The following is a 26,020-nucleotide window of genomic DNA, read 5'->3' on the forward strand; positions in this document are numbered from 1 at the left end:
GCGCCATGCTCTTCATGGTGATCGAGCATTTCGATCAGGCCCGCGTGAAGGATGTCTACGCCCGCTTCCAGCATAGCGGGCGGATGGCACCGGCTGGCCTGCGCTATGTCGAGAGCTGGATTTCGGCCGATCTCGGCCGCTGCTTCCAGATCATGGAATGCGACGATGTAGCCCTGCTGCAGGAATGGGTCCGGCAGTGGAACGACCTCGTGCGTTTCGAGATCGTGCCGGTCTCCTCCTCGAAGGCCGCCGCTGCCGCGATCACCAAGACCGACTAAGCTTGCAGGCGCCGGCAACAACCCTGCAATGCGGACATGCCGTTCAGAGTTAGACCGACCAGACCAGCCGACTGTCCCTCCTTTTTCCCGCCTTCGGGCCAGATCCTGAAGCCCCTTCAGAGTTTGCCATGCTCCCGCTGATGCACAACAAGCGCGGCCTCATCATGGGCGTCGCCAATCAGAATTCCATCGCCTGGGGCATTGCCCGCACCCTTCACGCCCATGGTGCCGAGATCGCCTTCACCTATCAGGGCGATGCGCTCGGCAAGCGCGTCCGGCCGCTGGCCGAGAGCATCGGCTCGAAGCTGGTCGTGCCTTGCGATGTCGAGGATACCGCCTCGGTCGACGCCGCTTTCGCGACGCTGGACGAGGCCTGGGGCGGCGATCCCGAGCGCAACACGCTCGATTTCATCGTCCACGCCATCGGCTTTTCCGACAAGAACGAGCTCAAGGGGCTCTATGCCGACACCAGCCGCGAGAATTTCTCGCGGACCATGGTGATCTCCTGTTTCTCCTTCACCGAGGTCGCCAAGCGCGCGGCGGAGCGCATGCCCAAGGGCGGCAGCATGATCACGCTGACCTATGGCGGCTCGACCCGGATCATGCCGAACTACAATGTCATGGGCGTCGCCAAGGCGGCGCTGGAGGCGAGCGTGCGCTATCTCGCCGGCGATTACGGTCCGCGTGGCATCCGCGTGAACGCGCTCTCGCCCGGACCGGTGCGGACGTTGGCCGGCGCCGGCATCTCCGATGCGCGCGCGATGCTGTCCTGGCAGCGTGCCAATTCTCCGCTACGCAAGTCGGTTTCGCTTGAAGAGATCGGCGGCTCGGCGCTCTATTATCTCTCGGATCTCTCCGGAGGTGTCACCGGCGACGTCCACCATGTCGATGCCGGCTATCACATCACCTCGATGCCGGCTCTGGATTCGCTGCGCGCGGCCGATAGCGGCAACGGCGACTAGCCGGAACCTCCTGGCCGGGGCGCGGTTTTCCTTCGAGCGAAAGGAGGGTGCGCGATGGTCATGGTCAAGTATGAGGTTGTCGAGCACGACGGCGGCTGGGCCTACAGGGCTGGCGGAGCCTTGTCGGAAACCTTTCCGACGCATGACGCGGCGTTGAAGGCTGCGACCCGTGCCGCCGCCCGCCAGACGGTGGCGGGGAACACCGACGGAATCGTCTATCAGGATCAGAACGGCCGCTGGCACGAGGAGCTGGCGGATGGCCATGACCGGCCCGTGACCCGGGTTGTCGACGGAAGCTGAGCGTGGCCCGTTCGGATGACGTGCAACAGGGCCGCAGGGCGGCCCTTTCGCTTTCGCCTGCTGATCCGTTTCAACGTGCCGTGAAGAAGGTCAGCAGCACCTTGTTCTTCTCGCCGAGCAGGCAGAGGAAGCGGCGCGGTTTGTCTGAACGATCGGTCCGCAGATAAGCCTCGCTCATGACGATACGGGTGACGGGAATATCCTCGATCTTCGTCTCCGACACCGCGACCGTGGCACCGTCCTCGTCGATATAGATATCCTTGATCTCCGGCTCCCTGGCATGGAGCGCCTGCAGCGCGACCGCTTTGCAGGTCGCGATCTCAGGCGTGGCGGGCTTTTCGCTTTTCGGTGGGACTTCTTGCGCGAGGGCAGGGGCCGTCAGCAGCAAGGCGAAGGTTAGCGCGGGGGCGAGGAAGCGAAGCATGCGAGGAGCACTCAGGTTTATCGGTGAGTGCTGAACGCGCGAAGGCGGCGCGGGTTCATGAAGCGGTGCTTTTGAAGGGTGTCATCCCGTGCGCGCTGCGGCGCGAAGTGCCGCTGCGCAGACACGGGATCGCGTGCCGGATTAAGCTCCATCTCTCAGGATCGGAGCCGATATGACCGCCCGCAGCTACGCCGTCTACATCCTCGCGACGCGGAAGGACGGCCCGCTCTATATCGGCATCACGAACGACCTCGAACGCCGGATCAACGAGCACAAGGCCCACGCGATCAAGGGACATGCGGCGAAATACAACATCGATCGCCTCGTCTACGTCGAAACCTTCGACGACCCCAATCAGGCGATCGAACGTGAGAAGGTTTTGAAGAAGTGGCGCCGCGCCTGGAAAGTGGTGCTGATCGAAAAGGAAAACCCGGCGTGGTCTGACCTCACCGGGTGATGGGAGCTTTTATCGTCACGCGGTCCCGTGTCTGCGCAGCGGCATTCACATGCCGCAGCGCGCACGGGATGACGCGCTTCAAGAGCTGGTCTCAGAGCCCCAGCTTCTTCTTGCGCTGGCCGAGCGTGCGCAGGCGCAGCGCGTTGAGCTTGATGAAGCCGGCGGCGTCGCGATGGTCGTAGGCCACCGCGCCTTCCTCGAAGGTGACGAGGTCCTGGTCGTAGAGCGAGTAGTCGCTCGACCGGCCGATGACATGGACGCCGCCCTTGTAGAGCTTGAGGCGCACATCGCCGGTGACGAACTCCTGGCTCTTGTCGATCAGGGCCTGCAGCATCTCGCGCTCCGGCGAGAACCAGAAGCCGTTATAGATCAGCTCGGCATATTGCGGCATGATCTGGTCCTTGAGATGCGCCGCGCCGCGGTCGAGCGTGATCGACTCGATCGCGCGATGGGCCGCATGCAGGATCGTGCCGCCGGGCGTCTCGTACATGCCGCGCGACTTCATGCCGACGAAGCGGTTCTCGACGAGATCGAGACGGCCGATGCCGTTGTCGCGGCCGAGATCGTTGAGCTTGGCGAGCAGCGTCGCCGGCGAGAGCTTCACGCCGTCGATCGCGACTGCGTCGCCCTTCTCGAAGGAGACCGTGACGATCGTCGGCTTGTCCGGCGCGTCTTCCGGCGAGATCGTGCGCGAATAGACGTAATCGGGCACCTCGACCGCCGGATCCTCCAGCACGCGGCCTTCCGATGAGGCATGCAGCAGGTTGGCGTCGACGGAGAACGGGGCCTCGCCGCGCTTGTTCTTGGCGATCGGGATCTGGTGCTGCTCGGCGAAGGCGATCAGCTGCTCGCGCGAGCGCAGGTCCCATTCGCGCCAGGGCGCGATCACCACGACGTCGGGCTTCAGCGCATAGGCAGTGAGCTCGAAGCGGACCTGATCGTTGCCCTTGCCGGTCGCGCCATGGGAGACGGCGTCGGCGCCGGTCTTCTCGGCGATTTCGATCAGCTTCTTGGCGATCAGCGGCCGCGCGATCGAGGTGCCCAGCAGATAGACGCCCTCATAGGCGGCATTCGCGCGGAACATCGGGAAGACGTAGTCGCGCACGAATTCCTCGCGCAGGTCCTCAATATAGATGTTCTCCGGCTTGATGCCGAGCAGCAGCGCCTTGTCGCGCGCCGGTCCGAGCTCCTCGCCCTGGCCGAGATCGGCGGTGAAGGTCACGACCTCGCATCGATAGGTGGTCTGCAGCCATTTGAGGATGATCGAGGTGTCGAGACCGCCGGAATAGGCGAGGACGACCTTTTTCACGCTGCTGTCAGCCATCTGTTCAATTTCCTACCAGAGCATTTTCAAGCGAAGTAGATGCCGGTTCGCATGAAGAAAATGCGATAAAACAAAGACCTAGAACATCTCCACGATTCGAAGAAACGCGGAGATGCGCCAACAACCCCCATGGGCCGCGTTTCGGACGCAATGGCGCACTATCGCAGCACTCGGGGCGAAGCAATCGGAACCTTCTGATCGATCCCGCGTCGTCCTGTGATGGATCGGCGCGGGCGAACGCGTCGTCCCCCCATTCCACAGGCGCCATTCGCGGCGCTTGCGGTCGCGTTACGAAGAGCGCAGGCTCGATCGGGCGCGACACGACATGACGACCTGTTCGGAGGCTGAATGCCGAATCGTCCCGTTTTGGACTTCTGGTATGAGTTCGCGTCGCCCTATTCCTGCCTGAGTGCCCTCAGAATCGAAGAGCTGGCCGAAAAGGCCGGCGTCACCCTGCGCTGGCGGCCTTTCCTGCTCGGCCCGATCTTCGCGGCGCAGGGCTGGAACACCTCGCCCTTTGCGCTTTATCCCAGCAAGGGGCGTTATATGTGGCGCGATACGGCGCGGCGCGGACGGCGGCAGGGCGTTGCCATCGTCAAGCCCGATAATTTTCCCCAGAATTCCTTGACGGCCGCACGGCTCGCGCTCGCTGGCCGCGATGGCGGCTGGACGCCGGCCTTCTCGAAGGCGCTGTTCCGCGCGCATTTCTGCGAGGGGCGCAACATGGCCGAGGAGGCGGTGCTGAGCGCCGCGCTGAAGGAGGCCGGCAGCGATCCCAATGTCGCTCTGCCGTTGTCGCGCAGCGAGGAGGTCAAGGGTCGCCTGCGCGCCGAGATCGAATATGCCAAGTCGATCGGCATTTTCGGGGCGCCCTTCTTCGTTGCCGGCGACGGCGAACTCTTCTGGGGCGATGACCGTCTGGAGGAAGCACTGGAATGGGCGACGGATGGGCGATGATCCTTGATCGGCGGCGCATGTTGATGGTGGGGGCGGGCCTGTGCCTGGCCTCGGCCGCGCGTGCGCGCCCGGTCTTGCCTGGCGACGCACCGACCTATGATGCGCGCGAGCTCACCGACGTGCCCAATGCCGCAGCGATCGGCCGGCGCTACTGGTCGCCCGGTCTCAACGAGGGGTATGTCCCGCAGGGGCTCACGGTTTTCGGCGACGAGGTCCTGATCGCCGCCTATCGCAGCACCGAGCGCGAGCAGGACAACGGTCCGGCGCGGCTGTTCAGGCTTTCGCGTCGGGACGGGCGCCTGCTCGGCAGCTTCGCGCTGCCGGCGACCTATGGCCATCCCGGTGGCCTCGCCACGGCGCGCGATACCTTGTTCGTCGCCAATTCCGGCCGGCTTCTCGCGCTCGATTTCAAGGAATCCTGCCGCACCGGCGAATGCGCGCCGTTGAAAGAGGTGCGCGTCGACAAGCAGATGGGACCATCCTTCCTGGCGGCTTCCGAGGATGCGCTCTGGTTCGGCCCCTATCGCCGCGAAGGCGCGCCGAACCTGCACGCCGTCCCCATCGATCGCATTTTAGCGGACAGCGAGGCGCCGATCGGCCTGGGCGATAGCCGGTCCATCCTGCCGCTGCCGCTCTTCGCGCAGGGCGCGACCTTCGACAAGGCAGGGAAGGTCTGGATCTCGCAGAGCTCGGGCAACCGCCCGGCCTTCCTGTCGCAGCTCGATCCCGCCACGGGCGTCGTGCTGGCGCGCTACCCTGTGCCCGGCGGCATCGAGGATCTCGGCCTCGCGCCGGACGGGAAGCTCTGGGCGGTCAGCGAGGCCGGCACGCAGCGCTGGAACCGGTGGAACACCTTCTATCCACTGGTCTTCGAGATCGACCCGGCGAAGCTCGTCGCCTGATCAGCCTTGGCCGGGAGCCTGCGGCGGCTTGGCCCAAGGCCCGCGTGCCGCGGTTTCCTCGACCATGGTCGGCAGGTCCTGACGTTCGCCGATCTTCGGCGGATGCGGCGGCATCGCCGGCATCCGCCCGCCGGCCGTCTCGATCAGCGCCTGCACGCGCTTCGTGACGGAGGGGTGGGTCGAGAACAGGTCGGCGAAATCGTCGGGGTCGTTCTCGAAGCACATGTCCATCACGCCGGATGGCACGCCCTCGATATCGGCCCGGCCGGAGATCTTCAGCAGGGCGGAGATCATCGCGTCCGGGTTCTTGGTCAATTCGACGGCACCGGCATCGGCAAGATACTCGCGCGAGCGCGACAGCGACAACCTGATCAGGATTGCCAGGAACCAGGAGATCGCGATCACGGCGATGCCGACGACGATGGCAAGCCCGTTGCCCTTCTTGGCATCGTCGGAGGAAACCCTGATCCGGCTGCGGCCGAAGCCGCGGAACACGATCTCGCCGACGAACGAGACGATGCCGGCGATCACCACCGCGATCACCATAAGGCGCACGTCGCCATTGCGGATATGGGTGAGTTCATGCGCCAGGACGGCTTCGACCTCGGCATCGTTGAGCTGGGCAAGCAAGCCGGTCGTGACACTGACCGTGAACTGGCTGTCGTTGACGCCGCTGGCGAAGGCGTTGAGCGCCTCGCTCTCGACGATGGCGAGCTTCGGCACGGCCAAGCCGCGCGAGATGCAGAGATTCTCCAGCATCCGGTAGAGCTTGGGGTTGTCCTCGCGCGCGAGCCCCTTCGACCCCGTGACCGCGTTGATCATCGCGACATTCATGCGAAAGCCGACGAAGACCCAGAGCATCGCCGCCGCGGTGATGAAGGGGAACCAGGAGCGGAAGACGCGGCCGGCCTCGCCGAAGGCGGTGCGCCCGCGCGGCACGCCGCCATAGCCGAAGGCGACGAGCAGCAGGCCCCAGGCGGTGAGATAGACGAGCAGGAAGAGCCCGGCGATCAGGAGGTTGGACCTGATCCGGTTGTTGCGCTGGTGGGTATAGAGCCCGAAGGCCTCGGCCATCGCAGCTGCTCCGCCTGCTGGAAATGTTATTCTGCGGTCAGAATTTCACGCTGGGCGCGACCTCGATCTGGGCCCTGGTCTCGGGGCCGACATCGAAGAATTCGCGCTGGGTGAAGCCCATCTGCGGTGCGAACAGCACGGCCGGGAAGGCCTGGATCGCGGCGTTGAACTCGCCCACCGCATTGTTGAAGAAGCGTCGCGCCGCCGCGAGCTTGTCCTCGACATTGCCGAGATCGACCTGGAGCTGCTGGAAATTGGCGCTGGCCTTGAGGTCGGGATAGGCTTCGCCGAGGGCAAGCAGTCGGCCGACGGCGCCGGAGAGCTGTTGTTCTGCGGCGGCCTTGTCGTGGACGCCGGTCGCGCCTTGCGCTGCATTTCGGGCGGCGATCACGGCGTCGAGCGTCGATTTCTCGTGCGTCGCATAGCCCTTCACCGTCTCGACGAGGTTCGGGATCAGGTCGTGGCGCTGCTTCAGCTGCACGTCGATATCGGCGAAGGCCTGGTTCACGCGCTGCCGCATCGCGACGAGCCCGTTATAGGTCATGATCAGATAGACGACGAGGACGACGATCAGCCCCAGAATGGCCCAGCCCATGGCACCCCTCCCAAATCGCAGACGAAATCCGCCCACAGCCTTGCACGAAGCGTAAGGCCGGGGAAGCTACGCGATATCAGATGGTGCAGGCTCCCTCGAATAGGGGATGCCGGGATGACGATGCCAAATCGGCGCCGCGGGCAGGGCTTCGGCCTTGCTCCGGCGCCTTGCTTGCATTACATCGCCTCTTGTCCGAAGGGCCGTGATCGATCATGTGCCGGGGGCGGTCCAGGAGACCTGCTCCCGTTTCGTGTTGGAGGCATGCCTGCCGGATACGGATCGAGCCGCTGGTCCTGGCGCCTCCGCCGGCCCCGTCTGACGGGGAGGCGGAAACCTCCGAGAGGAGGTGCCGACGGCCGCGATCCGGAACGCAGCACCAACCACGGCGCCTAAAGCCGGACATCCGCGGGATACGCGGCCGGCTCCCAGGAGATTACATGTCTGCAGTTGAAAGCTACAGCGCGGGTCGCGAGGATTTCGCCGCCCTGCTCGAGGAATCGTTCACCCGCAACGAGGCCCTCGAAGGTTCCGTCATCAAGGGCAAGGTCGTTGCCATTGAGAAGGACATGGCGATCATCGACGTCGGTCTGAAGACCGAAGGCCGTGTCGCCCTCAAGGAATTCACCGGCCCCGGCCGTGAGCAGGAACTGAACGTCGGCGACGAGGTCGAGGTCTATCTGGACCGGATCGAGAACGCGCTCGGCGAAGCCGTCATCTCGCGCGACAAGGCTCGCCGCGAAGAGAGCTGGGTCAAGCTCGAGAAGGCCTTCGAGGCCCGCGAGAAGGTCACCGGCATGATCTTCAACACCGTCAAGGGCGGCTACACCGTCGACCTCGACGGCGCCGTTGCCTTCCTGCCGCGCTCGCAGGTCGACATCCGTCCGATCCGCGACGTCGGCCCGCTGATGGGCCAGCCGCAACCCTTCGAGATCCTCAAGATGGATCGCCGCCGCGGCAACATCGTCGTGTCGCGCCGCACCGTCCTCGAAGAGACCCGCGCCGAGGCTCGTTCCGAGCTCGTCGCCTCGCTCGAAGAGGGCCAGGTCATCGACGGCGTCGTCAAGAACATCACCGAATACGGTGCGTTCGTTGACCTCGGCGGCATCGACGGCCTGCTGCACGTCACCGACATGGCGTGGCGCCGCGTCAACCATCCGTCCGAGGTCGTGACCATCGGCCAGACGGTCAAGGTCAAGATCATCAAGATCAACCAGGACACGCACCGCATCTCGCTCGGCATCAAGCAGCTGCTGGCCGATCCGTGGGATGGCATCGCCGAGCGTTACCCGGTCGGCACCCGCCTCAAGGGCCGCGTGACCAACATCACGGACTACGGCGCGTTCGTCGAAGTGGAGCCGGGCATCGAAGGCCTGATCCACGTCTCCGAGATGTCCTGGACCAAGAAGAACGTCCACCCCGGCAAGATCGTCTCGACCTCTCAGGAAGTCGACGTCGCGATCCTCGAGGTCGATCCGGTCAAGCGCCGCATCTCGCTCGGCCTCAAGCAGACCCTGCGCAACCCGTGGGAGCTCTTCGCGGAGCAGCACCCGGCTGGTTCGACGGTCGAGGGCGAGGTCAAGAACAAGACCGAGTTCGGCCTGTTCCTGGGCCTGGAAGGCGACATCGACGGCATGATCCATCTCTCGGATCTCGACTGGAACCGTCCGGGCGAGCAGGTCATCGAGGAATACAAGAAGGGCGACGTCCTGCAGGCCGTCGTTCTCGATGTGGACGTCGAGAAGGAGCGCATCTCGCTCGGCCTGAAGCAGCTCGGCGGCGATCCCTTCGTGGATGCCGGCGAGTTCAAGAAGGGCCAGATCGTCACCTGTGAGGTGGTCGAGGTGAAGGAATCGGGTCTCGACGTGAAGATCGCCGACACCGACATGATGACCTTCATCAAGCGCGCCGAGCTGGCTCGCGATCGCTCCGAGCAGCGCCCCGAGCGCTTCGCGGCCGGCGAGCGCATCGACGCCCGCGTCGTGCTCTTCGACAAGAAGGCCCGCAAGATCCAGGTCTCGATCAAGGCCCTGGAGATGGCCGAGGAGAAGGAGGCGATGGCCCAGTACGGCTCCGCCGATTCCGGCGCCTCGCTCGGCGACATCCTGGGCGCTGCGCTCAAGAAGGCCACCGACAAGAAGTGAGGTTTCGGCCGCGAAAGCGGCCGGACATCCAAGACAGCCCGCGCGGAGCGATCCGCGCGGGCTTTTGTTTCGGTCCTGCTCGTCATTCTCGGGCGGAGCGAAGCGCAGACCCGAGAATCTCAGGACCAGAGAGCACTGGTTTCCGAGATGGTCGGATCAAGCCCGACCATGACGCCATAAAAGGAGCCTGCCATGACCCCCGCCGCTATCGGCATCGACTTCGGCACCACCAACAGCGTCGTCGCGCTGGCGGGGCCGGACGGATCGGTCATGACGCGCTCTTTTGCTACCAAGCAGGGCGCGGTCGATGCCTATCGCTCGGCGCTGATGTTCTGGCGCGAGGGGCGTCCGCCTGAGACCCGCATCACCCATGTCAGCGGCCCTGATGCGCTCGACATGGCCTTAGGCATGACGACCGAGCATCGCTTCCTGCAATCGCTCAAGACCCATCTCTCCAGCCGCGCCTTCCAGGAGACCCGCCTCTTCGGCAAGCTCTTCCAATTGGAGGACCTGATCGGCGTCTTCCTTTCCGATCTCACGACGGACCTGCCGGGCCATGACGTATTGCCGCTGGTTTCCGGCCGCCCGGTCGTCTTTGCCGGCGAGCGCCCTGACGAGGAGCTGGCAGTCGGCCGCCTGAAGGGCTCCTACGGCAAGGCTGGCATGAGCCAGGTCGATTTCGCCTATGAGCCGCTCGGCGCCGCCTATTGGTACGCCCGCGACCTGAAGACGCCGCAGACCATGCTGGTCGCTGATTTCGGCGGCGGCACCAGCGACTTCTCGGTGATGCGCTTCGAGCCCGGCCGCAATGGCGGCCTGGAAGCGATCCCGCTCTCCCATGCCGGTGTCGGCGTCGCTGGCGACACCTTCGACTACCGCATCATCGAGCACGCGGTCTCGCCGGCGCTTGGCAAGGGCACGGACTACCACTCCTTCGGCAAGCTCCTGCCCGTGCCCGCCCATTACCACGCCGCCTTCGCGCAATGGCACAAGCTCTCGCTGATGAAGAGCCGCGAGACCATGGCTGAGCTCAACGCCCTGATCCGCGAGGCGGTCGAGCCCGGCAAGCTCGAGGATCTGTTGACGGTCATCGAATACGATCTTGGCTACGAGCTTTACCGCGCCGTCTCCGCGGCCAAGGTCGCGCTTTCCGACAAGGAGGAGACGACGCTCAGCTTCAGCCAGATGGGCGTCACCATCGAGAAGCCGATCCGCCGCGCCGATTTCGAGCGCTGGATCGCCGATGACGTCGGCGCAATCGAGAGCGCGCTCGATCGCGCGCTGGCCGAGGCCGGGCTCGGTGGCGACCGGATCGAAGCGGTCTTCATGACCGGCGGCACGTCTTACGTTCCAGCCGTGCGCAGCCTGTTCGACCGCCGCTTCGGCGCCGGCAAGGTGCATATCGGCGACGCCTTCCGTTCGGTCGCGAGCGGCCTCGCGCTGCTCGCGCTCGACCGGGCGCGCGCCTCGGTCGCGGCCTGAGGCGGCCCTCGCGCCTTGCCCGTCCGGCGCGGCGGGTCTACATCACGGACCCAGTTCCAGGAGCCTCCCGATGTCGTCCGATGCCGATCTGCTCGCAGACCGCCGCAGCCTGCGGCGCAAGCTGACGCTCTGGCGCGTGCTCGCCGTGCTCGGCGTGATCGTCGCGGCGGTGATCGGCGGCTTCGCCTGGAAGGGCGCCGGCACGGGCAGCCTGTCGAGCCCGCATATCGCGCGGATCACGATCTCCGGCTTCATCTCCGGCGATCGCCGCACGCTCGATCTGATCAAGTCGGTCGAGGACAGCAAGGCGGTGTCGGCTGTCGTGCTGCGTGTCGACAGCCCCGGCGGCACGACCTCGGGCTCCGAAGCGCTGCATACGGCCTTGCGCCAGCTCGCCGCGAAGAAGCCGATGGTCGCGGTCGTCGACGGCCTCGCGGCCTCCGGCGGCTATATCGCCGCGATGGGGGCGGACCGCATCGTCGCCCGCCAGACCTCGCTCGTCGGCTCGATCGGCGTGCTCTTCCAGTTCCCGAACGTCTCGCAGTTGCTGGATACCGTCGGCGTCAAGGTCGAGTCGATCAAGTCGAGCCCGCTCAAGGCGGCGCCGAGCGGCTTCGAACCGACTTCGCCCGAGGCGCGTGATGCCTTGCAGCGCGTCGTCAACGACAACTACGCCTGGTTCAAGGACATGGTGCGCGACCGCCGCCATCTCGCCGAGGGCGAGGTGGCCACGGTCTCGGACGGTCGGGTCCATTCCGGCCGCCAGGCGCTGAACCTTAAGCTCGTCGACCAGATCGGCGGCGAACAGGACGCCATCGCCTGGATGGAGCGCGAGAAGAGCGTCGCCAAGGACCTGAAGGTTCGCGACTGGCGTCGCCGCAGCCAATCCTCCTCCTTCGGCCTGTGGAGCCTGGCCGAGGCGATGGCGCGTGGTGCGGGTCTCGATGCGCTCGCCGCGACGATCGCGCGGGCGGCGGACCAGCCGGTCGGCTTGCGGCTTGACGCGCCCTTGGCGCTCTGGCAGCCTGCCGCTGAAAAATGATGTTGATACAAATGGTTATACTCCAGCGATGATTAAATCCGAACTCGTTCAGCGGATCGCCGACCGCAACACCCATCTTTACCAGCGCGACATCGAGAACATCGTCTCGGCCATCCTGGACGAGGTCGTGAAAGCTCTGGCGCGGGGCGACCGGGTGGAACTGCGCGGCTTCGGCGCCTTCTCGCGCAAGGGCCGTTCGGCCCGCATCGGCCGCAACCCCCGCACCGGCGACGCGGTGGAAGTCGAGGAGAAGTTCGTCCCCGTCTTCAAGACGGGCAAGGAGCTGCGGCTGCGCCTCAACGGCAAGGACTGAGCCGAAGCGTTTTTCAGGGCTGGGTCCATCTCCAGCTCTCACCCTGAGAAGCCACGAAGCGGCGTCTCGAAGGGTGATCCAGGAGGTTCCGGTGGCATCTGGAGCATCCTTCGAGACACAAGCCTACCGGCTTGCTCCTCAGGATGAGGGCTCGCACATGCAAAGGGCACAAACCCGATGAAGGCCTTCTTCAAGGCGCTGGTGCTGGTTCCCATCGCACTGGTGATCGTATTGTTCTCGGTCGCCAATCGCGGCGCGGTGCGCGTCTCGCTCGACCCCTTCAGCCGCGACTTGCCCGTGCTCTCGTATGAGCTGCCGCTCTTCGCGGTGGTGCTCGCCGCGATCGCCATCGGCGTTCTCGTCGGTGGCCTGGCTTCGTGGTTGGCCCAGGGCAAGCACCGCAAGGCGGCGCGCCGCAACCGCCGTGAGGCGGAGGCGCTGCGCTCCGAAACCCAGGCGCTGCGCTCGGCCGTGCCCGACTCGGCGCTGCCGGCACTGACCAACGGACGGAATTGATGCGACTTTTCGATGTGGCCGAGATCGATGCGGCCCTGAGCTATCCCGGCCTGATCGACATTCTCGACGACGCCTTCCGTAGCGAAGTGATTGCGCCCAAGCGCGGCCAGTATGCGATCGAGCGTCCCGGCGAGACGGACGCCATCCTGCTGACCATGCCGGCCTGGAGCGGGCCGGATGTTGCCAATCCCTATATCGGCACCAAGATCGTCTCGGTCTTCTTCGGCAACGGCAAGCGCAACCTGCCGGGCGTGATGGGCGCCTATCTGCTGATGGACGGCGCGACCGGAAAGCCGCTCGCGGTGATGGACGGCAACCGGCTGACGACCTGGCGCACGGCGGCGGCCTCGGCCTTGGCCTCCCGCTACATGTCTAACCCCGAGGCCAGCCGCATGCTGATGGTGGGCGCCGGCGCGCTCGCGCCCTTCATCATCAAGGCGCATCGCTCGGTGCGTCCGCTGACCGAGATCGCGGTCTGGGCTCGGCGCCCCGAAGCCGCGGAGGCGACCGTCGCCGAGCTGGCGAAGGACGGCATCGCGGCCCGCGCCACCACCGATCTCGAAGGCGAGGCGCGTACGGCCGACATCATCTCCTGCGCCACCAACGCGACCGAGCCGCTGATTCACGGCCATTGGCTGAAGCGCGAGGCTCATCTCGACCTGATCGGCGGCTTCACCATGCAGATGCGCGAAGCCGATGCCGATGCGCTGCACCGCGCCCGCGTGATCGTCGATTCCAGCAAGGCGATCGACGAGGGCGGCGACGTCGCCGTCGCCATCGCCGAGGGCAGCTACAGCGCCGACAAGGTGGCGGGCACGCTGGCCGATCTCTGCCATGGCCGGATCGCCGGCCCGGTCGAGGGCGGCGGGATCACGCTGTTCAAGTCGGTCGGCGTCGCGCTCGAGGATCTGGCGGCTGCGGTGGCCGTTTGGGACAACCGTTCCTGACGCTCGAGGCGATCGGGCGGAGGGACAATCCCGTCGCACCGATCGCCAAGCCCAAGCAATCTCGCGCGGCCTGGCTGACGGTTCGCTCGTTTGGCTCAGGCGATCCGCGCGCCGCCAATGGCGCCGAGCAGCCACAGGATCAGGACGATCACGAGCACGAGACCGAGCACGCCGCCGAGCCCTGCCGACCCATAGCTGCGATGCCCGTAATAGCCGCCGCCTCCCAGCAGGAGGACGAGCAGGACGATGATGAGCACGGTGGACATGGCGAATTCCCGTAGATGGGCGCCCCTTTCGGGCGCAGTCTAGCGGGAAACGCCGGCCGTGAAGACGCGGTTCCGCGGGGCCGGCTGCCGGTCATTCCACCTTGAGGCCGACCTCCTTGATCAGGTCGCCCCAGCGCTTCATTTCGGCCTGGAGGAAGGCGCCGAGCTCGGCCGGGCTGTTGCCGACCGGCTCGGCCGCGAGCGCATCCATCTTCGCGCGCACCGCAGGATCCGCGATCGCCGCCTTGGTGTCAGTCTGGATCTTGGCGATGACAGCGGGCGGTGTCTTGGCCGGGGCGAACAGCGCGAACCATGACGAGACGTCGAAGCCCGGCACGGTATCGGCGATGGGCGCAAACTCGGGCGCCGTCGGCGAGCGTTTCGCGGTGGTGATGCCGAAGCCGCGGACGGAGCCGGCGCGCACATGCGGCAACGCCTGCGGGATATTGTCGAAGATCAGGTCGATGCGGCCGCCGATCAGGTCCTGCGTCGCCTGCGCCGTGCCGCGATAGGGCACATGCACCATCTTGGTGCCGGTCAGCTTCTGGAACAGCTCGCCGCAGAGATGCACCGAAGTGCCGATGCCGGAGGAGCCATAGGTGAGCTTGCCGGGATTGGCCTTCGCATAGGCGATCAGCTCGGCGACATTCTTCACCGGCAGGTTGTTGTTGACGATCAGCAGGTTGGGGACCATCGCGACCATGGTGATCGGCGCCAGATCCTTGGCGGGGTCGTAGCTGAGCTTCTGGTAGAGATACTGGTTGGTCGCCATTCCCACTGAGACGATCAGGAAGGTGTCTCCGGTCGGCTCGGCCTTGGCGACGGCGTCCGTGCCGATATTGCCGCCGGCACCCGGCCGGTTCTCGACCACGATATTGGTGCCCCAGCCCTGGCCGAGCTTGTCGGCCACGAGGCGCGCCAGCAGGTCGGTCGCGCCCGCCGGCGGAAACGGCACCACGAGCTTGAGGACGCGCCCCTGTGGCCATGGCTGCTGGCCGAAGCTGATGGAGGGGGCCGCGAGCAGGGCGCTGGTGCCGGCGAGAAGCGCGCGGCGGTCGATCTTCACGGTCATCGATGTCCTCCCGGAGCGGCGCTCTGCGTCGCCATCGCGCAAGGCTGCAATTCGCCGCGGCGCTTGTCCAGCCGTCGCGCTTGACCGGCATGGACGGTCGCGGCGATTCTCCCGCCATGCGCAACCTCTCCCGAATCGCAGGCTCTCTCGCCGCGCTTGCCCTCCTATCGACGGCGGCATTTGCCCAATCGACTGCGGATCAGGAAGCGAAGACCCGCGCCGCCAATATCGCGGCCTGGCCCGATGCCGCCCGCTCGCTTTTCGGCCAGAAGACCGAGCCGGCGAGCATGCAGGCGCGCGCCATCGGCTCCTATGCACGCGGCTGCCTGGCCGGCGCCGAGGCGCTGCCGGTCGACGGGCCGAGCTGGCAGGTCATGCGGCTCAACCGCAACCGCAACTGGGGCCATCCCGCCCTGATCGACTATCTGGAGAAGCTCGCCCGCGACGTGCCGCGCATCACCGGCTGGCCGGGCCTGCTTGTCGGCGATATGTCGCAGCCGCGCGGTGGGCCGATGCTGACCGGCCATGCCTCGCACCAGATCGGGCTCGATGCCGATGTCTGGCTGACGCCGATGCCGCGCGGCCGGCTCGATCGCGAGCAGCGCGAGAACATGTCGGCGGTCAACATGGCGCGCTCCGACTGGCGCGATGTCGATCCCCGCAACTGGACTCCGGCGCACACGAGGTTGATCCGCACCGTCGCGGCCGAGCCGAAGGTCGAGCGCATCTTCGTCAACCCGGCGCTCAAGGTCGCGCTCTGCCGCGAGGCCGGCGCCGACAAGAGCTGGCTGGACAAGGTGCGGCCGATCTGGGGCCACAACTACCATTTCCACATTCGGCTGGCCTGTCCGGCCGGGATGGCGAGCTGCCAGGGTCAGGAACCGCCGAATTTCGGCGATGGCTGTGGGGCGGAGCTCAGCGGCTGGGTCGAGCGCCAACATCAGGCGATCTTCAACCCGCCGAAGCCCAAGCCCGGACCGAAGCCCAAGCCGAAGCCGCCGATGTCGCTCGATGCCCTGCCGCCGGAATGCCGGCAGGTGCTGGTCTCGCGCTGAGCTTCGGCCTCGATTGCCGTCATGCTCGGGCTTGACCCGAGCATCTCATGACCAGCGGTCGACGAACCTTTTTCGGCCAGAGATTCTCGGGTCTGCGCTTCGCTCCACCCGAGAATGACGAGTCCAGTTATTTCAGCGCCGCGGTGGCACGCGCGCGGAGCTGTAGGCGAAGGGGTCGTTCTGCGGGTTGATCGGCAGCGCCTCCTCCGAGCCCTGCTGGTCCATGACGCCCGAGCCGCCGCCATCGCCGAAGGCGGCCTCTTCCTCCGAGGGCTCGACCGCGCCCGGCAGGGTGAGCGGCCCGCGCCGCTCGCTCGGCAAGGGCTGCGGCTGGAAGCGCCCCTGCTGCTGGCGCGCGTCGTATTGCTCCAGGAATCGCTGCTGCGCCTCGAGGTTGTGGTCCTGGCCGCGCCCGTTATTCGCGACCGGATAGCCGCCCTGCAAGGCACCGGGCGGGCGCAGGCCGCCGCTCGGCTGGCGCAGCATCGGCTCGCCGGCATAGGCTGTGGCGGCCTGGGTGCCGCCGCGCTGAGATTGAGGCACGGGGGCGCTCTGCGCGGAGATGTAGGGGCGCGCCGGGTCCGGTGGCGGCAGGTTGTAGTTCGGCGTGTATTTGATGATCGGCTTGCAGATATGCCGGCCCTTGGAGTGCCGGGCGAGGTCGATATGGAAATGGTCATAGTGCATCGGATCGGCGCCCGGGCCGAGCACCGTGCCGAAATAGGTGCAGGCGCCGACGAAGATCTCGCGCAGGAAGTTCTGCTCCTCGGGCGAGCCGCGCCAGCCCTCCTTGACCGTGACGATGCGGTTGTCGTTCAGCCGGAAGGAGAACACGTCGACGGCATTGCCGAACGCGTGCTCGGAGGTGCGCGAGGTTCCCGTGCCGTTATTCATCGCCCGGCAGGAATAGGAGCCGGACCGGATCTCGATCACCTGCGCACCGAGGATGTTCATCGCGGCGGGCTGCACGACCTCGGCGAACCACTGGTCGGTAGTCGCCACGACCGGGCAGGCCAGCAGGGCAGCGCTCGTCAGGCTGACGCTGCCGTTCTGCAGGGCCGTGACCTTCAGGGGCTGCTGCATGCCGCAGGTCCCCGGCCCGTCGATCGGCTTGCCGCGCAGGCTGACATAGGAGGAGATCTGCACCTGGCGGGAGGCCATGCAGGCCGCTTCCGCCTGGTCGCGCCAGGCGGCCCGCTGGGGCTTCTGGAACTTGCCGCAGCCCGCCAGGCCGGTTGCGCCGACGATGCCGAGTGCGATGAGGGCGAGATGTGCGCGTCGCATGACCCATCAAATGCGAAGCGCTTGGTGAATGGTTTCTCAACCGACTGCGCCCCGGCCGCCACAGGCGCATTAACTTTGCCGCCGTGGTGAATCGGGGCTTAATGCGCCGGTCCGGGTCTTGACCGGTGCCGATTTCGACGGCCGAAGCCGCCGTCGGGATGTTGGCAAGATCAGCGTGGGGCGCCTTGGGTCTAACCATGGCGGAGCTGTGGCGAAGCGCGGGACAGTGCTCGCGACGAAATCGCGCAGTCAGAAATATCCCCAAATCTAATCAATGATTTAACCGATAATTAAGGGTGATGTAGCCTCCGCCGCCGGCCCGCCATGGTGCCGCCCCCTTGCGGCCTTCGTCAGTTCTGCTAGCCTTCACGACAGGTCAATGACACAGGAGGGTGTGATGAGTGTCACGCTACGTCTCGACCGATTGATCATGGGTGCGGCCTTCGTTTTCATGATGGCGATCGTTCTGGGAGCGTTCTGACAACCGGTCAGGCTCGAAGTCGCTAGGACCACAAGAGCAATAAAAGCAACGCCGCCGGGTAATGTCCCGGCGGCGTTTTGTTTTGCCGTGAGGTCTCAGGCGGACGTGCTCAGCTTTCCGGGCAGGCGGTTTCCGTCACTTCCCAGGACATCATGTTGACCACCCGCCCGCAGGTCGCGACCTTGCGCCCCTGCGTGGTCCGGATGCAGGACTTGGAGCCTTCGGCGATCTTGCGGCCGTCGTTCCAGCAGAAGCAGAGTGGCTCCGGGGCCTGGGCGAGGCGCGGCTTGTCCAGCGCGATGGCCGGCTCGCTGGCAGCGGCCGCTTCGCTGAGCAGGAACAGGACAGCGAGTGCGAGCATGCAGCTCAGCACGCGATGTCGGCGAGGCCTCGGTCCGGATCCGGTCACGGCGCTCTCCCGGCGCCCCGCATGGCGAGACGGTCCCTCAGCTTACCATATCGGTCCAATCGCAACGAATAATTATGCACTGAATTGAAATAGTAAGGCATTTCAGTCTGTTAGCCGGATGGGGCCTTGCGCGGAATGCAGGCTCTCTCCATATTGGTCGGCGGTGAGCCCATTGGGGGGCTCCGGGAGGAACAATGTCTCTGATTTCGCTCGCCCGTCGTGGACGTGCCGTCGCCCTGGTCACCGGGGCCCTGTTGCTCGTGCCGCTCGTTGCCGAAGCCCGTCCGGGCGGCGGCCGCAGCTCGGGCAGCCGTGGGTCGTTCACCAATAGCGCGCCGCCGTCGACCAACACGACACCGGGCGGCGCCCAGACTTTCCAGCGCTCGGCTCCGTCCTCGCCGGCTTCGCCGTCCATGGCTGGCCCCTCGGCCGCCGGCGCGGCTGCGGCGCAGGCTGCCCGGCCGTCCTTCGCCCGCAACATGATGATGGGCATCGGCGCCGGCCTGCTCGGCGCGGGTCTGTTCGGCATGCTCTCGGGCTCCGGCTTCTTTAGCGGCCTGGCCTCGCTTGCCGGCATGCTCGGCTTCGTTTTGCAGCTCGCATTGATCGCCGGTATCGTGGTGCTCGCCATCCGCTTCTTCCGCCGCCGTTCCGAGCCACAGCTCGCCGGCGCGGGCGCACCTTATGCCCGCCAGGGCTATGATGCGCCGCAGCCGCAGCCTGCCGCTTCCGCCATGGGCGGCTTCGGTGGCGGTGCCGCTGCTGCCGCCGCGCAGCCCCAGCCGATCGAGCTTTCGGGCGAGGATTTCAACGCGTTCGAGCGCCTGCTCGGCGAGATCAACACCGCCTACTCGAGCGAGGACGAGGCTGGCCTGCGCCAGCGGACGACGCCCGAGATGTTCGGCTATTTCGACGAGGATCTGAGCGACAACGCCCGCCGCGGCGTCGCCGATCGCGTCTCCGACGTCAAGCTGCTGCAGGGCGACCTGTCTCAGGCCTGGAAGGAAGGGGATACCGATTACGCGACGGTTGCGATGCGCTTCAGCCTGATCAACGCGGTCTATGATCGCAAGTCCGGCAAGATCGTCGACGGCAGCGCCACGCAGGCCCAGGAGGTCCGCGAGTACTGGACCTTCCTGCGCGAGCGCGGCGGCGCCTGGAAGCTCTCGGGCATCCAGCAGACGGCCTGAGCGTCAGCGACGTGAGAGAATGAGAAACGGCCGGGGCGACCCGGCCGTTTTGCTTTGCCCGGCTTTCGGGTGTTCCGCTGGCGAAGCCCGGCCTATTGCGCTACTGGCGAAGGTGCCTGCCTTCGCAGAGCCAGACCGGAGCCCGCCTTCCATGAGTGATATGCGTCTCGTCGTCGTCGGTGCTGCCGGGCGGATGGGCCGGATGCTGATCCGCGCCATCGATCAGGCCGAGGGCTGTACGCTCGTGGCCGCGATCGAGCGCTCCGGCTCCGCCGCGCTCGGCGATGACGCCGGCATCCTCGCCGGCCTGCCGATGTCGAGCGTCAAGGTGACGAGTGATGCCGCCGCTGCCTTCGCCGCCGCCGACGGCGTCCTCGATTTCACCGCGCCGGAGGCGACAGTCGCTTTCGCGAAGCTCGCCGCTGATGCCGGTATCCTGCATGTCGTCGGCACGACCGGGCTTGAGCCCAAGCACCTGGCCGAGCTGGCCGAAGCGGCCAGGCGCACGCCGATCGTCCGCTCCGGCAATATGAGCCTTGGCGTCAACCTGCTGGCGGCTTTGGTGCGCAAGGTGGCCGCGACGCTCGGCTCCGACTGGGATATCGAGATCGTCGAGATGCATCATCGCATGAAGGTCGATGCGCCCTCCGGCACGGCAGTCCTGCTCGGCGAGGCGGCGGCCGAGGGGCGCACCGTCGATCTCGCGCAGCAGCGCGTCGCTGGCCGCGACGGCATCACCGGTGCGCGCGAGGCCGGCACGATCGGCTTCGCGGCGCTGCGCGGGGGCACGGTCGTCGGCGACCACAAGGTGATCTTCGCCGGCAGCGGCGAGCGGCTCGAGCTCGCCCATGTCGCGGAGGATCGCAGCCTCTTCGCGCAAGGCGCGGTCAAGGCCGCGCTCTGGGGCAGGGGGCGCAAGCCCGGCCTCTATTCCATGGCCGACGTGCTCGGCCTCGACGCGCTCTGACCATGACCCGCGTCACCGTCGCGCCGGGCGTCGTCCACTGGCCGGGCCGGCTAGCGCCGGAGGAGCAGGCGGCGCTGGTGGCGGAGCTCAGGGCAGTGGCGCGCAAGGCGCCGTTCTTCCAGCCGCGCATGCCCAAGACTGGCACGCCCTTCTCGGTCCGCATGACCAATTGCGGCTCGCTCGGCTGGGTCTCTGACATCAATGGCTATCGCTACCAGCCGGATCATCCCGAGACCGGCGAGCCTTGGCCGATCATGCCGGCGCCGCTTCTCGATCTCTGGCGGGAGCTGGCGGGCTATCCGCATCCGCCCGAGGCCTGCCTCGTCAATTTCTACGCCGCCGGCGCCAAGATGGGCCTGCATCAGGACCGCGACGAGCAGGATTTCGATGCGCCTGTCCTGTCGGTCTCGCTCGGCGATGCCGCGCTCTTCCGCATCGGCGGCACGACGCGCGGCGGCAAGACGACCTCGCTCAAGCTCGCTTCCGGCGATGTGCTGCTCTTCGGCGGCGAGGCGCGGCTGGCCTATCACGGCATCGACCGCATCCTGACGGGATCCTCGACGTTGCTGCCGGAGGGCGGGCGGATCAACCTGACCTTGCGGCGGGTAACGAAGCCGAAATAGACTTCGTCCGGGCAGGCGCACCCTTTGTCATTCCGGGGCGCGTCGCAGGCGCGAACCCGGAACCCACGACTGGGTGGACCGCTCGTTGTCCGGCATCGAATGTCTCACCCGGTCGTGGGTTCCGGGTTCTTCGCTTCGCGAAGCCCCGGAATGACAAGGGTGGATCGTACCGCTTAATCAGGCGTCTTGCGCGGCAGGCTGGGGAAGGACCAGCCGAACAGGAGCGAGCCCGCCCGCAGGCCGAAGCCGGCCGCGAGGCCCCCGAGCATGACGACTGGAGCGGACAGGCCAAGACCGACGAGCAAAGCGGTCATGGCCGCTCCCGCCGTTGCAGCGGTGACGTAGAAGTCGCGGCTCCACAGCACTATCGGCCGGTCGCCGGCGAGGATGTCGCGCAGGATGCCGCCGAAGGTCGCGGTCATCGCGCCGAGCGCGACGGCCGAGAGCACGGGCGCCGCGGCGTCGAGTCCCTTGAGCGTGCCGACGACGGCGAAGAGCGACAGGCCCGCGGCATCGGCCCAGATCAGCAGCTTGCGGCCGGCCCAGCCTTCGAGGACGCCGGGCCTCACATAGGCGAGGGCCCAGGCACCGAGCGCGACCACGGTGCAGGCGATGACATCGCTGGGATCGCGCACCCAGAAGATGCCGCGCCCGAGCAGGATGTCGCGCAAGGTTCCGCCGCCGACGCCGGTGACGGTCGCCAGCAGGATGAAGCCGAACGGGTCCATGCCCTTGCGGGCGGCGACGAGGGCGCCGGTCAGCGCGAAGATGGCGACGCCGGCGACCTCGAACACGGCGTCAGTGCTGGGTCGGTTCGCCGGCCGGCGCTTCCGGAGCCTTGGGCGCGCCGGCGGAGACGCCGACGAGCGCCGGGCGCAGGACGCGCTCGCCGATCTTGTAGCCGATCTGCACGACCTTCGAGACCAATCCCTTCGCGATCGTGGCGTCGGGCGCCTCGAACATCGCCTGGTGCAGGTTGGGGTCGAATTTCTCGCCCTGTGGGTCGATCTGGCGCACGCCGTGGCGCTCCAGCGTCTTGAGCAATTCGCGTTCAGTCAGTTCGACGCCTTCATGCAGCGCCTTCGCCGCAGCATCGGCTGCCTTCATCGCATCGGCCGGCAGGCTTTCCAGCGCCCGGCGCAGGTTGTCGGAGGAGCCGAGCATGTCGCGCGCGAAGCTGGTCACTGCATAGGCCTTGGCATCGGCGATCTCGCGCTCGGTGCGGCGGCGCAGGTTCTCCATCTCGGCGAGCGTGCGCAGCAGTTTGTCCTTGAGGTCGTCGCGCTCGGCCTGGAGCTTGGCGAGCTGCGCCGCGAGGCCTGCCTCGGCGGCGGCCGCCTGCTCGGGCGCGTCCGCGCCGACGTCGAGGTTGGGGTCTTCCGTCGCAGGGTTCTGCGTCATTTTATCGTCACGTCCCTTTCTCAGCATTTTCGAGCGAAGTGGATACCGGTTCGCGTGAAGAAAATGCGGCAAATCAAGACTAGGCTGCGCCGCCCCTCGTGGGGCTGGCACCGATCTGATCGGGGTCACAGCCGCGTTCGTGCCGGATATCGGCCTTATGGTCGTTTAAATCAAGCGCGGGCCGGCACTTTCGCCTTGGCCGGGGCCGGCTTCTCGCCCTCGAACTTGAAGACGTCGATGAGCGCCTTGCGGATCGTCAGTTGCCGGCCGGTCGTCACGATCTTCGCATGGGTCAGGTCGGTGACGTAGAACACGTCGACCGCCTTTTCGCCGAAGGTCGCGATATGGGCCGAGGCGATGTTGAGGTTGAGCTTTCCGATTGCGGTGGTGAGATCGTAGAGCAGCCCCGGCCGGTCGAGGCCGGACACCTCAAGCACCGTGTGCCGGGCCGAAAGCACATTGTCGATCACGACCTCGGGCTCGACCTGGAAGGTCTGGCCGCGCGGCGGCGGAGCACGGCGCTGCGCCACGAGATCGGCGATCTTGATCTCGCCCTTCAGCGCACGCTCGATCGCGGCGGCGATGCGTTCGGCCCGGCGCAATTCGTCGTCGTCCCGGTCGAAGGCGCGCGAGACCGAGATCGTATCGAGCACGAGCCCGTCGCTGGTCGTGAAGATCTGCGCGTCGACGATATTGCCGCCGGCCGCCGCACAGGCGCCGGTGACGATGGCAAGCAGGCGCGGGTGGTCGGGCGCGAGCACGGTGAGCTCGGTCACGCCGCGGAACTTGTCGGTCTCGACGATGGTCGCCGTGGTGCGTCCGGCAGCTTCCGCCTCGCGCAGGAAGCGCGCATGCTTCTCCTGCTCGTCCGGGTCGACCTTGATCCAGTAGGCGGGATAGTGGCGGGCGACATAGGCGTCGCGCTCCTCGGTGCTCCAGTCCGACAGGCGCCGGCGCAGTTCGTCCTGCTTCATCGCGACGCGCGCCTTGCGCTCGACGGCCGAATGCCCGCCGGTGAGGACGAGTTCGGTCTCGTAGTAGAGCGTGCGCAGCAACTGGCCCTTCCAGCCGTTCCAGACGCCGGGCCCGACGGCCTTGATGTCGGCCACGGTGAGAACCAGCAGTAGCTTCAGGCGCTCCAGGGTCTGCACGGTCGCGGCGAAGCTCTCGATCGTCTTGGGGTCGCCGAGATCGCGGCTCTGCGCCACCGTCGACATGTCCAGATGGTGCTCGACCAGCCAGGCGGCGGTCTCGGTCTGCGCGCTGGTCAGGCCGAAGCGCGGCCCGAGCTTGCGGGCGATCCGCGCCCCGGCGATCGAATGGTCTTCTGGCTTGCCCTTGGCGATGTCGTGCAGGAAGAGCGCGACATAGAGCGCCCGCCGGTTGGCGATGGTCGGCATGATCTCGTTGGCGAGCGGGTGCTCGGCCTCCAGCACGCCGGCGTCGATCTCGGCCAGCACGCCCATGGCGCGGATCAGATGCTCGTCCACCGTGTAGTGATGGTACATGTTGAACTGCATCATCGCGACGACGCGGCCGAAATCCGGGACGAAGCGGCCGAGCAAGCCGGATTCGTTCATCCGCCTGAGCACGACCTCGGGCGAGCGCCGGCCGGTCAGGATCTCCAGGAAGATGCGGTTGGCTTCCGGCTCGTTGCGCAGGCCGGGCGTGACCAGCCGGAGCGACTGTGTCACCAGCCGGCTGGCATCGGGGTGGATCGCGAGATCCTCGCGGCTGGCGATGGCATAGAGGCGGAGCAGGTTGACCGGATCGCGCTCGAAGGCGCTGTCGTCGACGACATCGAGGCGCTGGCTCGTCAGCTTGAAATCGGCATGGCCGAGCGAACGCTCGCGCTTGCGCTTGGCGAAGGTGCCGAGCAGCTTCGACAGGCTGGCGCGCGGCTTCTGCTGGCGGGCTTCCAGCGCGGCGCAGACGATGGCGGTGAGATCGCCGACATCCTTGGCGATCAGGAAGTAGGCTTTCATGAAGCGCTCGACCGGCGCCTGGCCGCGGCGTCCGGCATAGCCGATTTGCGCCGCGACCTGCCGCTGCAGATCGAAGGACAAACGCTCCTCCGCCCGGCCCGTGATGAAATGCAGCCAGCAGCGCACGCGCCAGAGGAATTCCTCGGAGCGCTGGAACATCTGCAGTTCCTGCTGGTCGAACAACCCGGCCTCGACCAGTTCGCGCACGTCATGGACCCGGTAGGCGTATTTGGCGATCCAGAACAGCGTGTTGAGGTCGCGTAAGCCGCCCTTGCCGTCTTTGACATTCGGCTCGACCAGATAGCGCGAGGCGCCGGCCCGCTGCACCCTGAGCTCGCGCTCGGCGAGCTTGGCCTCGGTGAAGGCCTGGGCCGTGCCTTCGACCACCTCCGCATCGAAGCGGCGGACCATCTCGTCGAAGAGCGCGCGATCGCCGACCAGGAAGCGCGCTTCCAGTAAGGCCGTGCGGATCGTCATGTCGGCGCGCGCCTCGCGCACGCAATCGTCGATCGAGCGGACGGAGTGGCCGGTCTTCAGCTTCAGGTCCCAGAGCGGGTAGAGCATGGATTCGACTACGCTCTCGCCCCAGGCCGTCTGCTTGTGCGGGAACAGGAAGAGCAGGTCGACATCCGAGCCCGGCGCCAGCGTGCCGCGCCCGTACCCGCCGACGGCGACAACCGCGATCCGCTCGGATTGCGAGGGATTGTCGGCCGGATAGAAATAGGTCGTCGCGGCGCTGTGCAGCCCGCGCACAACGGCGTCCATCACCGCCGAGAGCCGATGCGCGCAGGCGAGCCCGCCGCGCGGCCCCGACAGGATGGTCCGGGCCGAGGCATGGCCCTCGTCCAGCAACTGCCGGAGCCCGGCGATCAGGGCCTGCCGCATCTGGGCCTTGTCGCGGCGGTTGATCGTCTCGAACAGCCGCGCGATCCCGACCTCGGGGCCATGCAGCATCTCGGCGAGCGACAGGGCGGGCATGGCGGGAGGCGTGGTCACGAAGGCTCCGGTTCGGCGAGCATCGCCTTTCGTAACATGGGTAGGGGTGCAGGGAGAGCGTAAAATTAAACGTTATTCAATGTGAGATTTTGGCAAAAAACGCTACTGAATGTATTGTTTGACAAAAAGAACAATCGGACCTTAAGGTCGGATACGCGCCGATTTGAGCCTCAGCTTGCGGGCGCGAAACAAATGCAGCTAAAGCGCGGGACGACGGGACGGCCGATGCCGTTGGCGCTCCTTCCGCTTTGTCTATGGATGGAGCCAGCGATGTCGGCAGTTCTTCACGATTTCTCCCGCCCTTCCGAGCATGCCCTGCCGCGCCCCCATGCTGGCGAGATTGTCGCCCTGCTCGGTCCGTCCGAGGTACGGAAGGCGGCGCTGCGAGCCTTTGCCGGCCTGAAGGACGATGAGGGGGCGATACCGACGGCCGAGATCGGCCTGCTCTGCGCCCGGCCGCGCTTCTTCCCTTGGCTCGATCTCTCTGAGAACTGGCTTTCGTCCTGCCGAAGGCGACGCCGTTCGAGCGCGAGGGCCTGATCGCCAATGCGCTGGTTCGTCTTGGTCTCGCCGGGCG

28 protein-coding genes are annotated in these 26,020 nt (G+C 66.5%); 17 read left to right on the top strand and 11 right to left on the bottom strand.

Annotation, left to right across the window (positions count from 1 at the left end; genetic code table 11):
• Positions 1 to 5: 5 nt before the first annotated feature.
• From Q0Q02_RS10695 to Q0Q02_RS10705, 3 genes are all read left to right on the top strand, one after another.
• On the top strand, positions 6 to 278 hold the full coding sequence (locus tag Q0Q02_RS10695) for a DUF3303 family protein (RefSeq protein WP_293809215.1): 273 nt from the start codon (positions 6 to 8) through the stop codon (positions 276 to 278).
• 128 nt (positions 279 to 406) lie between these two features.
• Complete coding sequence (gene fabI, locus Q0Q02_RS10700) at positions 407 to 1,240, top strand: enoyl-ACP reductase FabI (protein WP_293809217.1); 834 nt, start codon at positions 407 to 409, stop codon at positions 1,238 to 1,240.
• A gap of 54 nt (positions 1,241 to 1,294) precedes the next feature.
• Positions 1,295 to 1,540 (top strand): DUF2188 domain-containing protein, encoded by a 246-nt coding sequence (locus tag Q0Q02_RS10705; protein ID WP_265058013.1) that lies wholly within the window; start codon positions 1,295 to 1,297, stop codon positions 1,538 to 1,540.
• 70 nt (positions 1,541 to 1,610) lie between these two features.
• Here Q0Q02_RS10705 and Q0Q02_RS10710 read toward each other — a convergent pair whose 3' ends face one another.
• The gene (locus Q0Q02_RS10710; protein WP_293809219.1) at positions 1,611 to 1,964 is read right to left on the bottom strand and encodes a hypothetical protein; all 354 of its coding nucleotides are present in this window, start codon (positions 1,962 to 1,964) and stop codon (positions 1,611 to 1,613) included.
• 172 nt (positions 1,965 to 2,136) lie between these two features.
• Here Q0Q02_RS10710 and Q0Q02_RS10715 point away from each other — a divergent pair, with 172 nt between their 5' ends.
• Positions 2,137 to 2,421: a GIY-YIG nuclease family protein gene (locus tag Q0Q02_RS10715; protein ID WP_293809221.1), complete on the top strand. Its 285-nt coding sequence runs from the start codon at positions 2,137 to 2,139 to the stop codon at positions 2,419 to 2,421.
• Between the two features lie 91 nt (positions 2,422 to 2,512).
• On the opposite strand, the gene Q0Q02_RS10720 is transcribed toward Q0Q02_RS10715, so the two are convergent.
• On the bottom strand, positions 2,513 to 3,745 hold the full coding sequence (locus Q0Q02_RS10720; RefSeq protein WP_293809223.1) for an argininosuccinate synthase: 1,233 nt from the start codon (positions 3,743 to 3,745) through the stop codon (positions 2,513 to 2,515).
• A gap of 348 nt (positions 3,746 to 4,093) precedes the next feature.
• On the opposite strand from Q0Q02_RS10720, the gene Q0Q02_RS10725 reads away from it, so the two are divergent.
• Positions 4,094 to 4,702 (top strand): 2-hydroxychromene-2-carboxylate isomerase, encoded by a 609-nt coding sequence (locus Q0Q02_RS10725; protein ID WP_293809225.1) that lies wholly within the window; start codon positions 4,094 to 4,096, stop codon positions 4,700 to 4,702.
• Positions 4,699 to 5,604, top strand: a complete 906-nt coding sequence (locus Q0Q02_RS10730; protein ID WP_293809226.1) for a hypothetical protein — start codon at positions 4,699 to 4,701, stop codon at positions 5,602 to 5,604. The genes Q0Q02_RS10725 and Q0Q02_RS10730 overlap by 4 nt, the downstream gene beginning before the upstream one ends.
• Here Q0Q02_RS10730 and Q0Q02_RS10735 read toward each other — a convergent pair whose 3' ends face one another.
• Positions 5,605 to 6,678, bottom strand: a complete 1,074-nt coding sequence (locus Q0Q02_RS10735; RefSeq protein WP_293809228.1) for a M48 family metallopeptidase — start codon at positions 6,676 to 6,678, stop codon at positions 5,605 to 5,607.
• A gap of 37 nt (positions 6,679 to 6,715) precedes the next feature.
• A complete protein-coding gene (locus Q0Q02_RS10740; RefSeq protein WP_061968393.1) occupies positions 6,716 to 7,273 on the bottom strand; it encodes a LemA family protein in 558 nt (185 codons plus the stop codon).
• A 437-nt stretch (positions 7,274 to 7,710) separates the two neighbouring features.
• Between Q0Q02_RS10740 and rpsA the strand changes: the two genes are divergently transcribed.
• The 6 genes from rpsA to Q0Q02_RS10770 all read left to right on the top strand — a co-directional run bounded on the left by rpsA (position 7,711) and on the right by Q0Q02_RS10770 (position 13,714).
• Positions 7,711 to 9,414, top strand: a complete 1,704-nt coding sequence (gene rpsA / locus Q0Q02_RS10745) for a 30S ribosomal protein S1 (RefSeq protein WP_293809230.1) — start codon at positions 7,711 to 7,713, stop codon at positions 9,412 to 9,414.
• Positions 9,415 to 9,606: 192 nt separating this feature from the next.
• Positions 9,607 to 10,896: an Hsp70 family protein gene (locus tag Q0Q02_RS10750; protein ID WP_293809231.1), complete on the top strand. Its 1,290-nt coding sequence runs from the start codon at positions 9,607 to 9,609 to the stop codon at positions 10,894 to 10,896.
• A gap of 70 nt (positions 10,897 to 10,966) precedes the next feature.
• The gene (sppA, locus tag Q0Q02_RS10755; protein ID WP_293809232.1) at positions 10,967 to 11,938 is read left to right on the top strand and encodes a signal peptide peptidase SppA; all 972 of its coding nucleotides are present in this window, start codon (positions 10,967 to 10,969) and stop codon (positions 11,936 to 11,938) included.
• Between the two features lie 28 nt (positions 11,939 to 11,966).
• Positions 11,967 to 12,251 carry an integration host factor subunit beta gene (ihfB, locus tag Q0Q02_RS10760; RefSeq protein WP_047576935.1) on the top strand — a complete coding sequence of 95 codons (285 nt, stop codon included), beginning with the start codon at positions 11,967 to 11,969 and terminating at the stop codon, positions 12,249 to 12,251.
• Positions 12,252 to 12,428: 177 nt separating this feature from the next.
• Entirely contained in the window at positions 12,429 to 12,767 is a 339-nt protein-coding gene (locus Q0Q02_RS10765) for a LapA family protein (protein WP_293809234.1), read from the top strand.
• The gene (locus Q0Q02_RS10770) at positions 12,767 to 13,714 is read left to right on the top strand and encodes an ornithine cyclodeaminase family protein (RefSeq protein ID WP_293809236.1); all 948 of its coding nucleotides are present in this window, start codon (positions 12,767 to 12,769) and stop codon (positions 13,712 to 13,714) included. The genes Q0Q02_RS10765 and Q0Q02_RS10770 overlap by 1 nt, the downstream gene beginning before the upstream one ends.
• 95 nt (positions 13,715 to 13,809) lie before the next feature.
• Here the strand turns inward: Q0Q02_RS10770 and Q0Q02_RS10775 are convergent, their stop codons facing one another.
• Positions 13,810 to 13,980: a DUF3309 family protein gene (locus tag Q0Q02_RS10775; RefSeq protein ID WP_293809237.1), complete on the bottom strand. Its 171-nt coding sequence runs from the start codon at positions 13,978 to 13,980 to the stop codon at positions 13,810 to 13,812.
• A 91-nt stretch (positions 13,981 to 14,071) separates the two neighbouring features.
• Positions 14,072 to 15,052 (bottom strand): tripartite tricarboxylate transporter substrate binding protein, encoded by a 981-nt coding sequence (locus Q0Q02_RS10780; RefSeq protein WP_293809239.1) that lies wholly within the window; start codon positions 15,050 to 15,052, stop codon positions 14,072 to 14,074.
• A 116-nt stretch (positions 15,053 to 15,168) separates the two neighbouring features.
• On the opposite strand from Q0Q02_RS10780, the gene mepA reads away from it, so the two are divergent.
• Positions 15,169 to 16,107 carry a penicillin-insensitive murein endopeptidase gene (mepA, locus tag Q0Q02_RS10785; protein ID WP_293809240.1) on the top strand — a complete coding sequence of 313 codons (939 nt, stop codon included), beginning with the start codon at positions 15,169 to 15,171 and terminating at the stop codon, positions 16,105 to 16,107.
• A 132-nt stretch (positions 16,108 to 16,239) separates the two neighbouring features.
• Here the strand turns inward: mepA and Q0Q02_RS10790 are convergent, their stop codons facing one another.
• Positions 16,240 to 17,391, bottom strand: a complete 1,152-nt coding sequence (locus tag Q0Q02_RS10790; protein ID WP_293809242.1) for an extensin family protein — start codon at positions 17,389 to 17,391, stop codon at positions 16,240 to 16,242.
• 590 nt (positions 17,392 to 17,981) lie between these two features.
• Entirely contained in the window at positions 17,982 to 18,233 is a 252-nt protein-coding gene (locus Q0Q02_RS10795) for a hypothetical protein (RefSeq protein ID WP_293809244.1), read from the bottom strand.
• Positions 18,234 to 18,475: 242 nt separating this feature from the next.
• Here Q0Q02_RS10795 and Q0Q02_RS10800 point away from each other — a divergent pair, with 242 nt between their 5' ends.
• The 3 genes from Q0Q02_RS10800 to Q0Q02_RS10810 all read left to right on the top strand — a co-directional run bounded on the left by Q0Q02_RS10800 (position 18,476) and on the right by Q0Q02_RS10810 (position 21,061).
• On the top strand, positions 18,476 to 19,471 hold the full coding sequence (locus Q0Q02_RS10800) for a TIM44-like domain-containing protein (protein ID WP_293809246.1): 996 nt from the start codon (positions 18,476 to 18,478) through the stop codon (positions 19,469 to 19,471).
• Between the two features lie 160 nt (positions 19,472 to 19,631).
• A complete protein-coding gene (gene dapB, locus Q0Q02_RS10805; protein ID WP_293809364.1) occupies positions 19,632 to 20,438 on the top strand; it encodes a 4-hydroxy-tetrahydrodipicolinate reductase in 807 nt (268 codons plus the stop codon).
• Between the two features lie 2 nt (positions 20,439 to 20,440).
• Positions 20,441 to 21,061, top strand: a complete 621-nt coding sequence (locus Q0Q02_RS10810) for an alpha-ketoglutarate-dependent dioxygenase AlkB (RefSeq protein WP_293809248.1) — start codon at positions 20,441 to 20,443, stop codon at positions 21,059 to 21,061.
• Positions 21,062 to 21,234: 173 nt separating this feature from the next.
• On the opposite strand, the gene Q0Q02_RS10815 is transcribed toward Q0Q02_RS10810, so the two are convergent.
• The 3 genes from Q0Q02_RS10815 to Q0Q02_RS10825 form a co-directional block, all read right to left on the bottom strand.
• Complete coding sequence (locus tag Q0Q02_RS10815) at positions 21,235 to 21,855, bottom strand: trimeric intracellular cation channel family protein (RefSeq protein WP_293809250.1); 621 nt, start codon at positions 21,853 to 21,855, stop codon at positions 21,235 to 21,237.
• 4 nt (positions 21,856 to 21,859) lie between these two features.
• Complete coding sequence (gene grpE, locus Q0Q02_RS10820; RefSeq protein ID WP_293809252.1) at positions 21,860 to 22,462, bottom strand: nucleotide exchange factor GrpE; 603 nt, start codon at positions 22,460 to 22,462, stop codon at positions 21,860 to 21,862.
• A gap of 170 nt (positions 22,463 to 22,632) precedes the next feature.
• The gene (locus tag Q0Q02_RS10825) at positions 22,633 to 25,401 is read right to left on the bottom strand and encodes a [protein-PII] uridylyltransferase (RefSeq protein ID WP_293809366.1); all 2,769 of its coding nucleotides are present in this window, start codon (positions 25,399 to 25,401) and stop codon (positions 22,633 to 22,635) included.
• A 312-nt stretch (positions 25,402 to 25,713) separates the two neighbouring features.
• On the opposite strand from Q0Q02_RS10825, the gene Q0Q02_RS10830 reads away from it, so the two are divergent.
• On the top strand, positions 25,714 to 25,983 hold the full coding sequence (locus tag Q0Q02_RS10830) for a hypothetical protein (RefSeq protein WP_293809254.1): 270 nt from the start codon (positions 25,714 to 25,716) through the stop codon (positions 25,981 to 25,983).
• Positions 25,984 to 26,020 lie beyond the last annotated feature (37 nt).

This window comes from uncultured Allobosea sp., assembly GCF_945956895.1.
Taxonomy (GTDB): domain Bacteria; phylum Pseudomonadota; class Alphaproteobacteria; order Rhizobiales; family Beijerinckiaceae; genus Allobosea.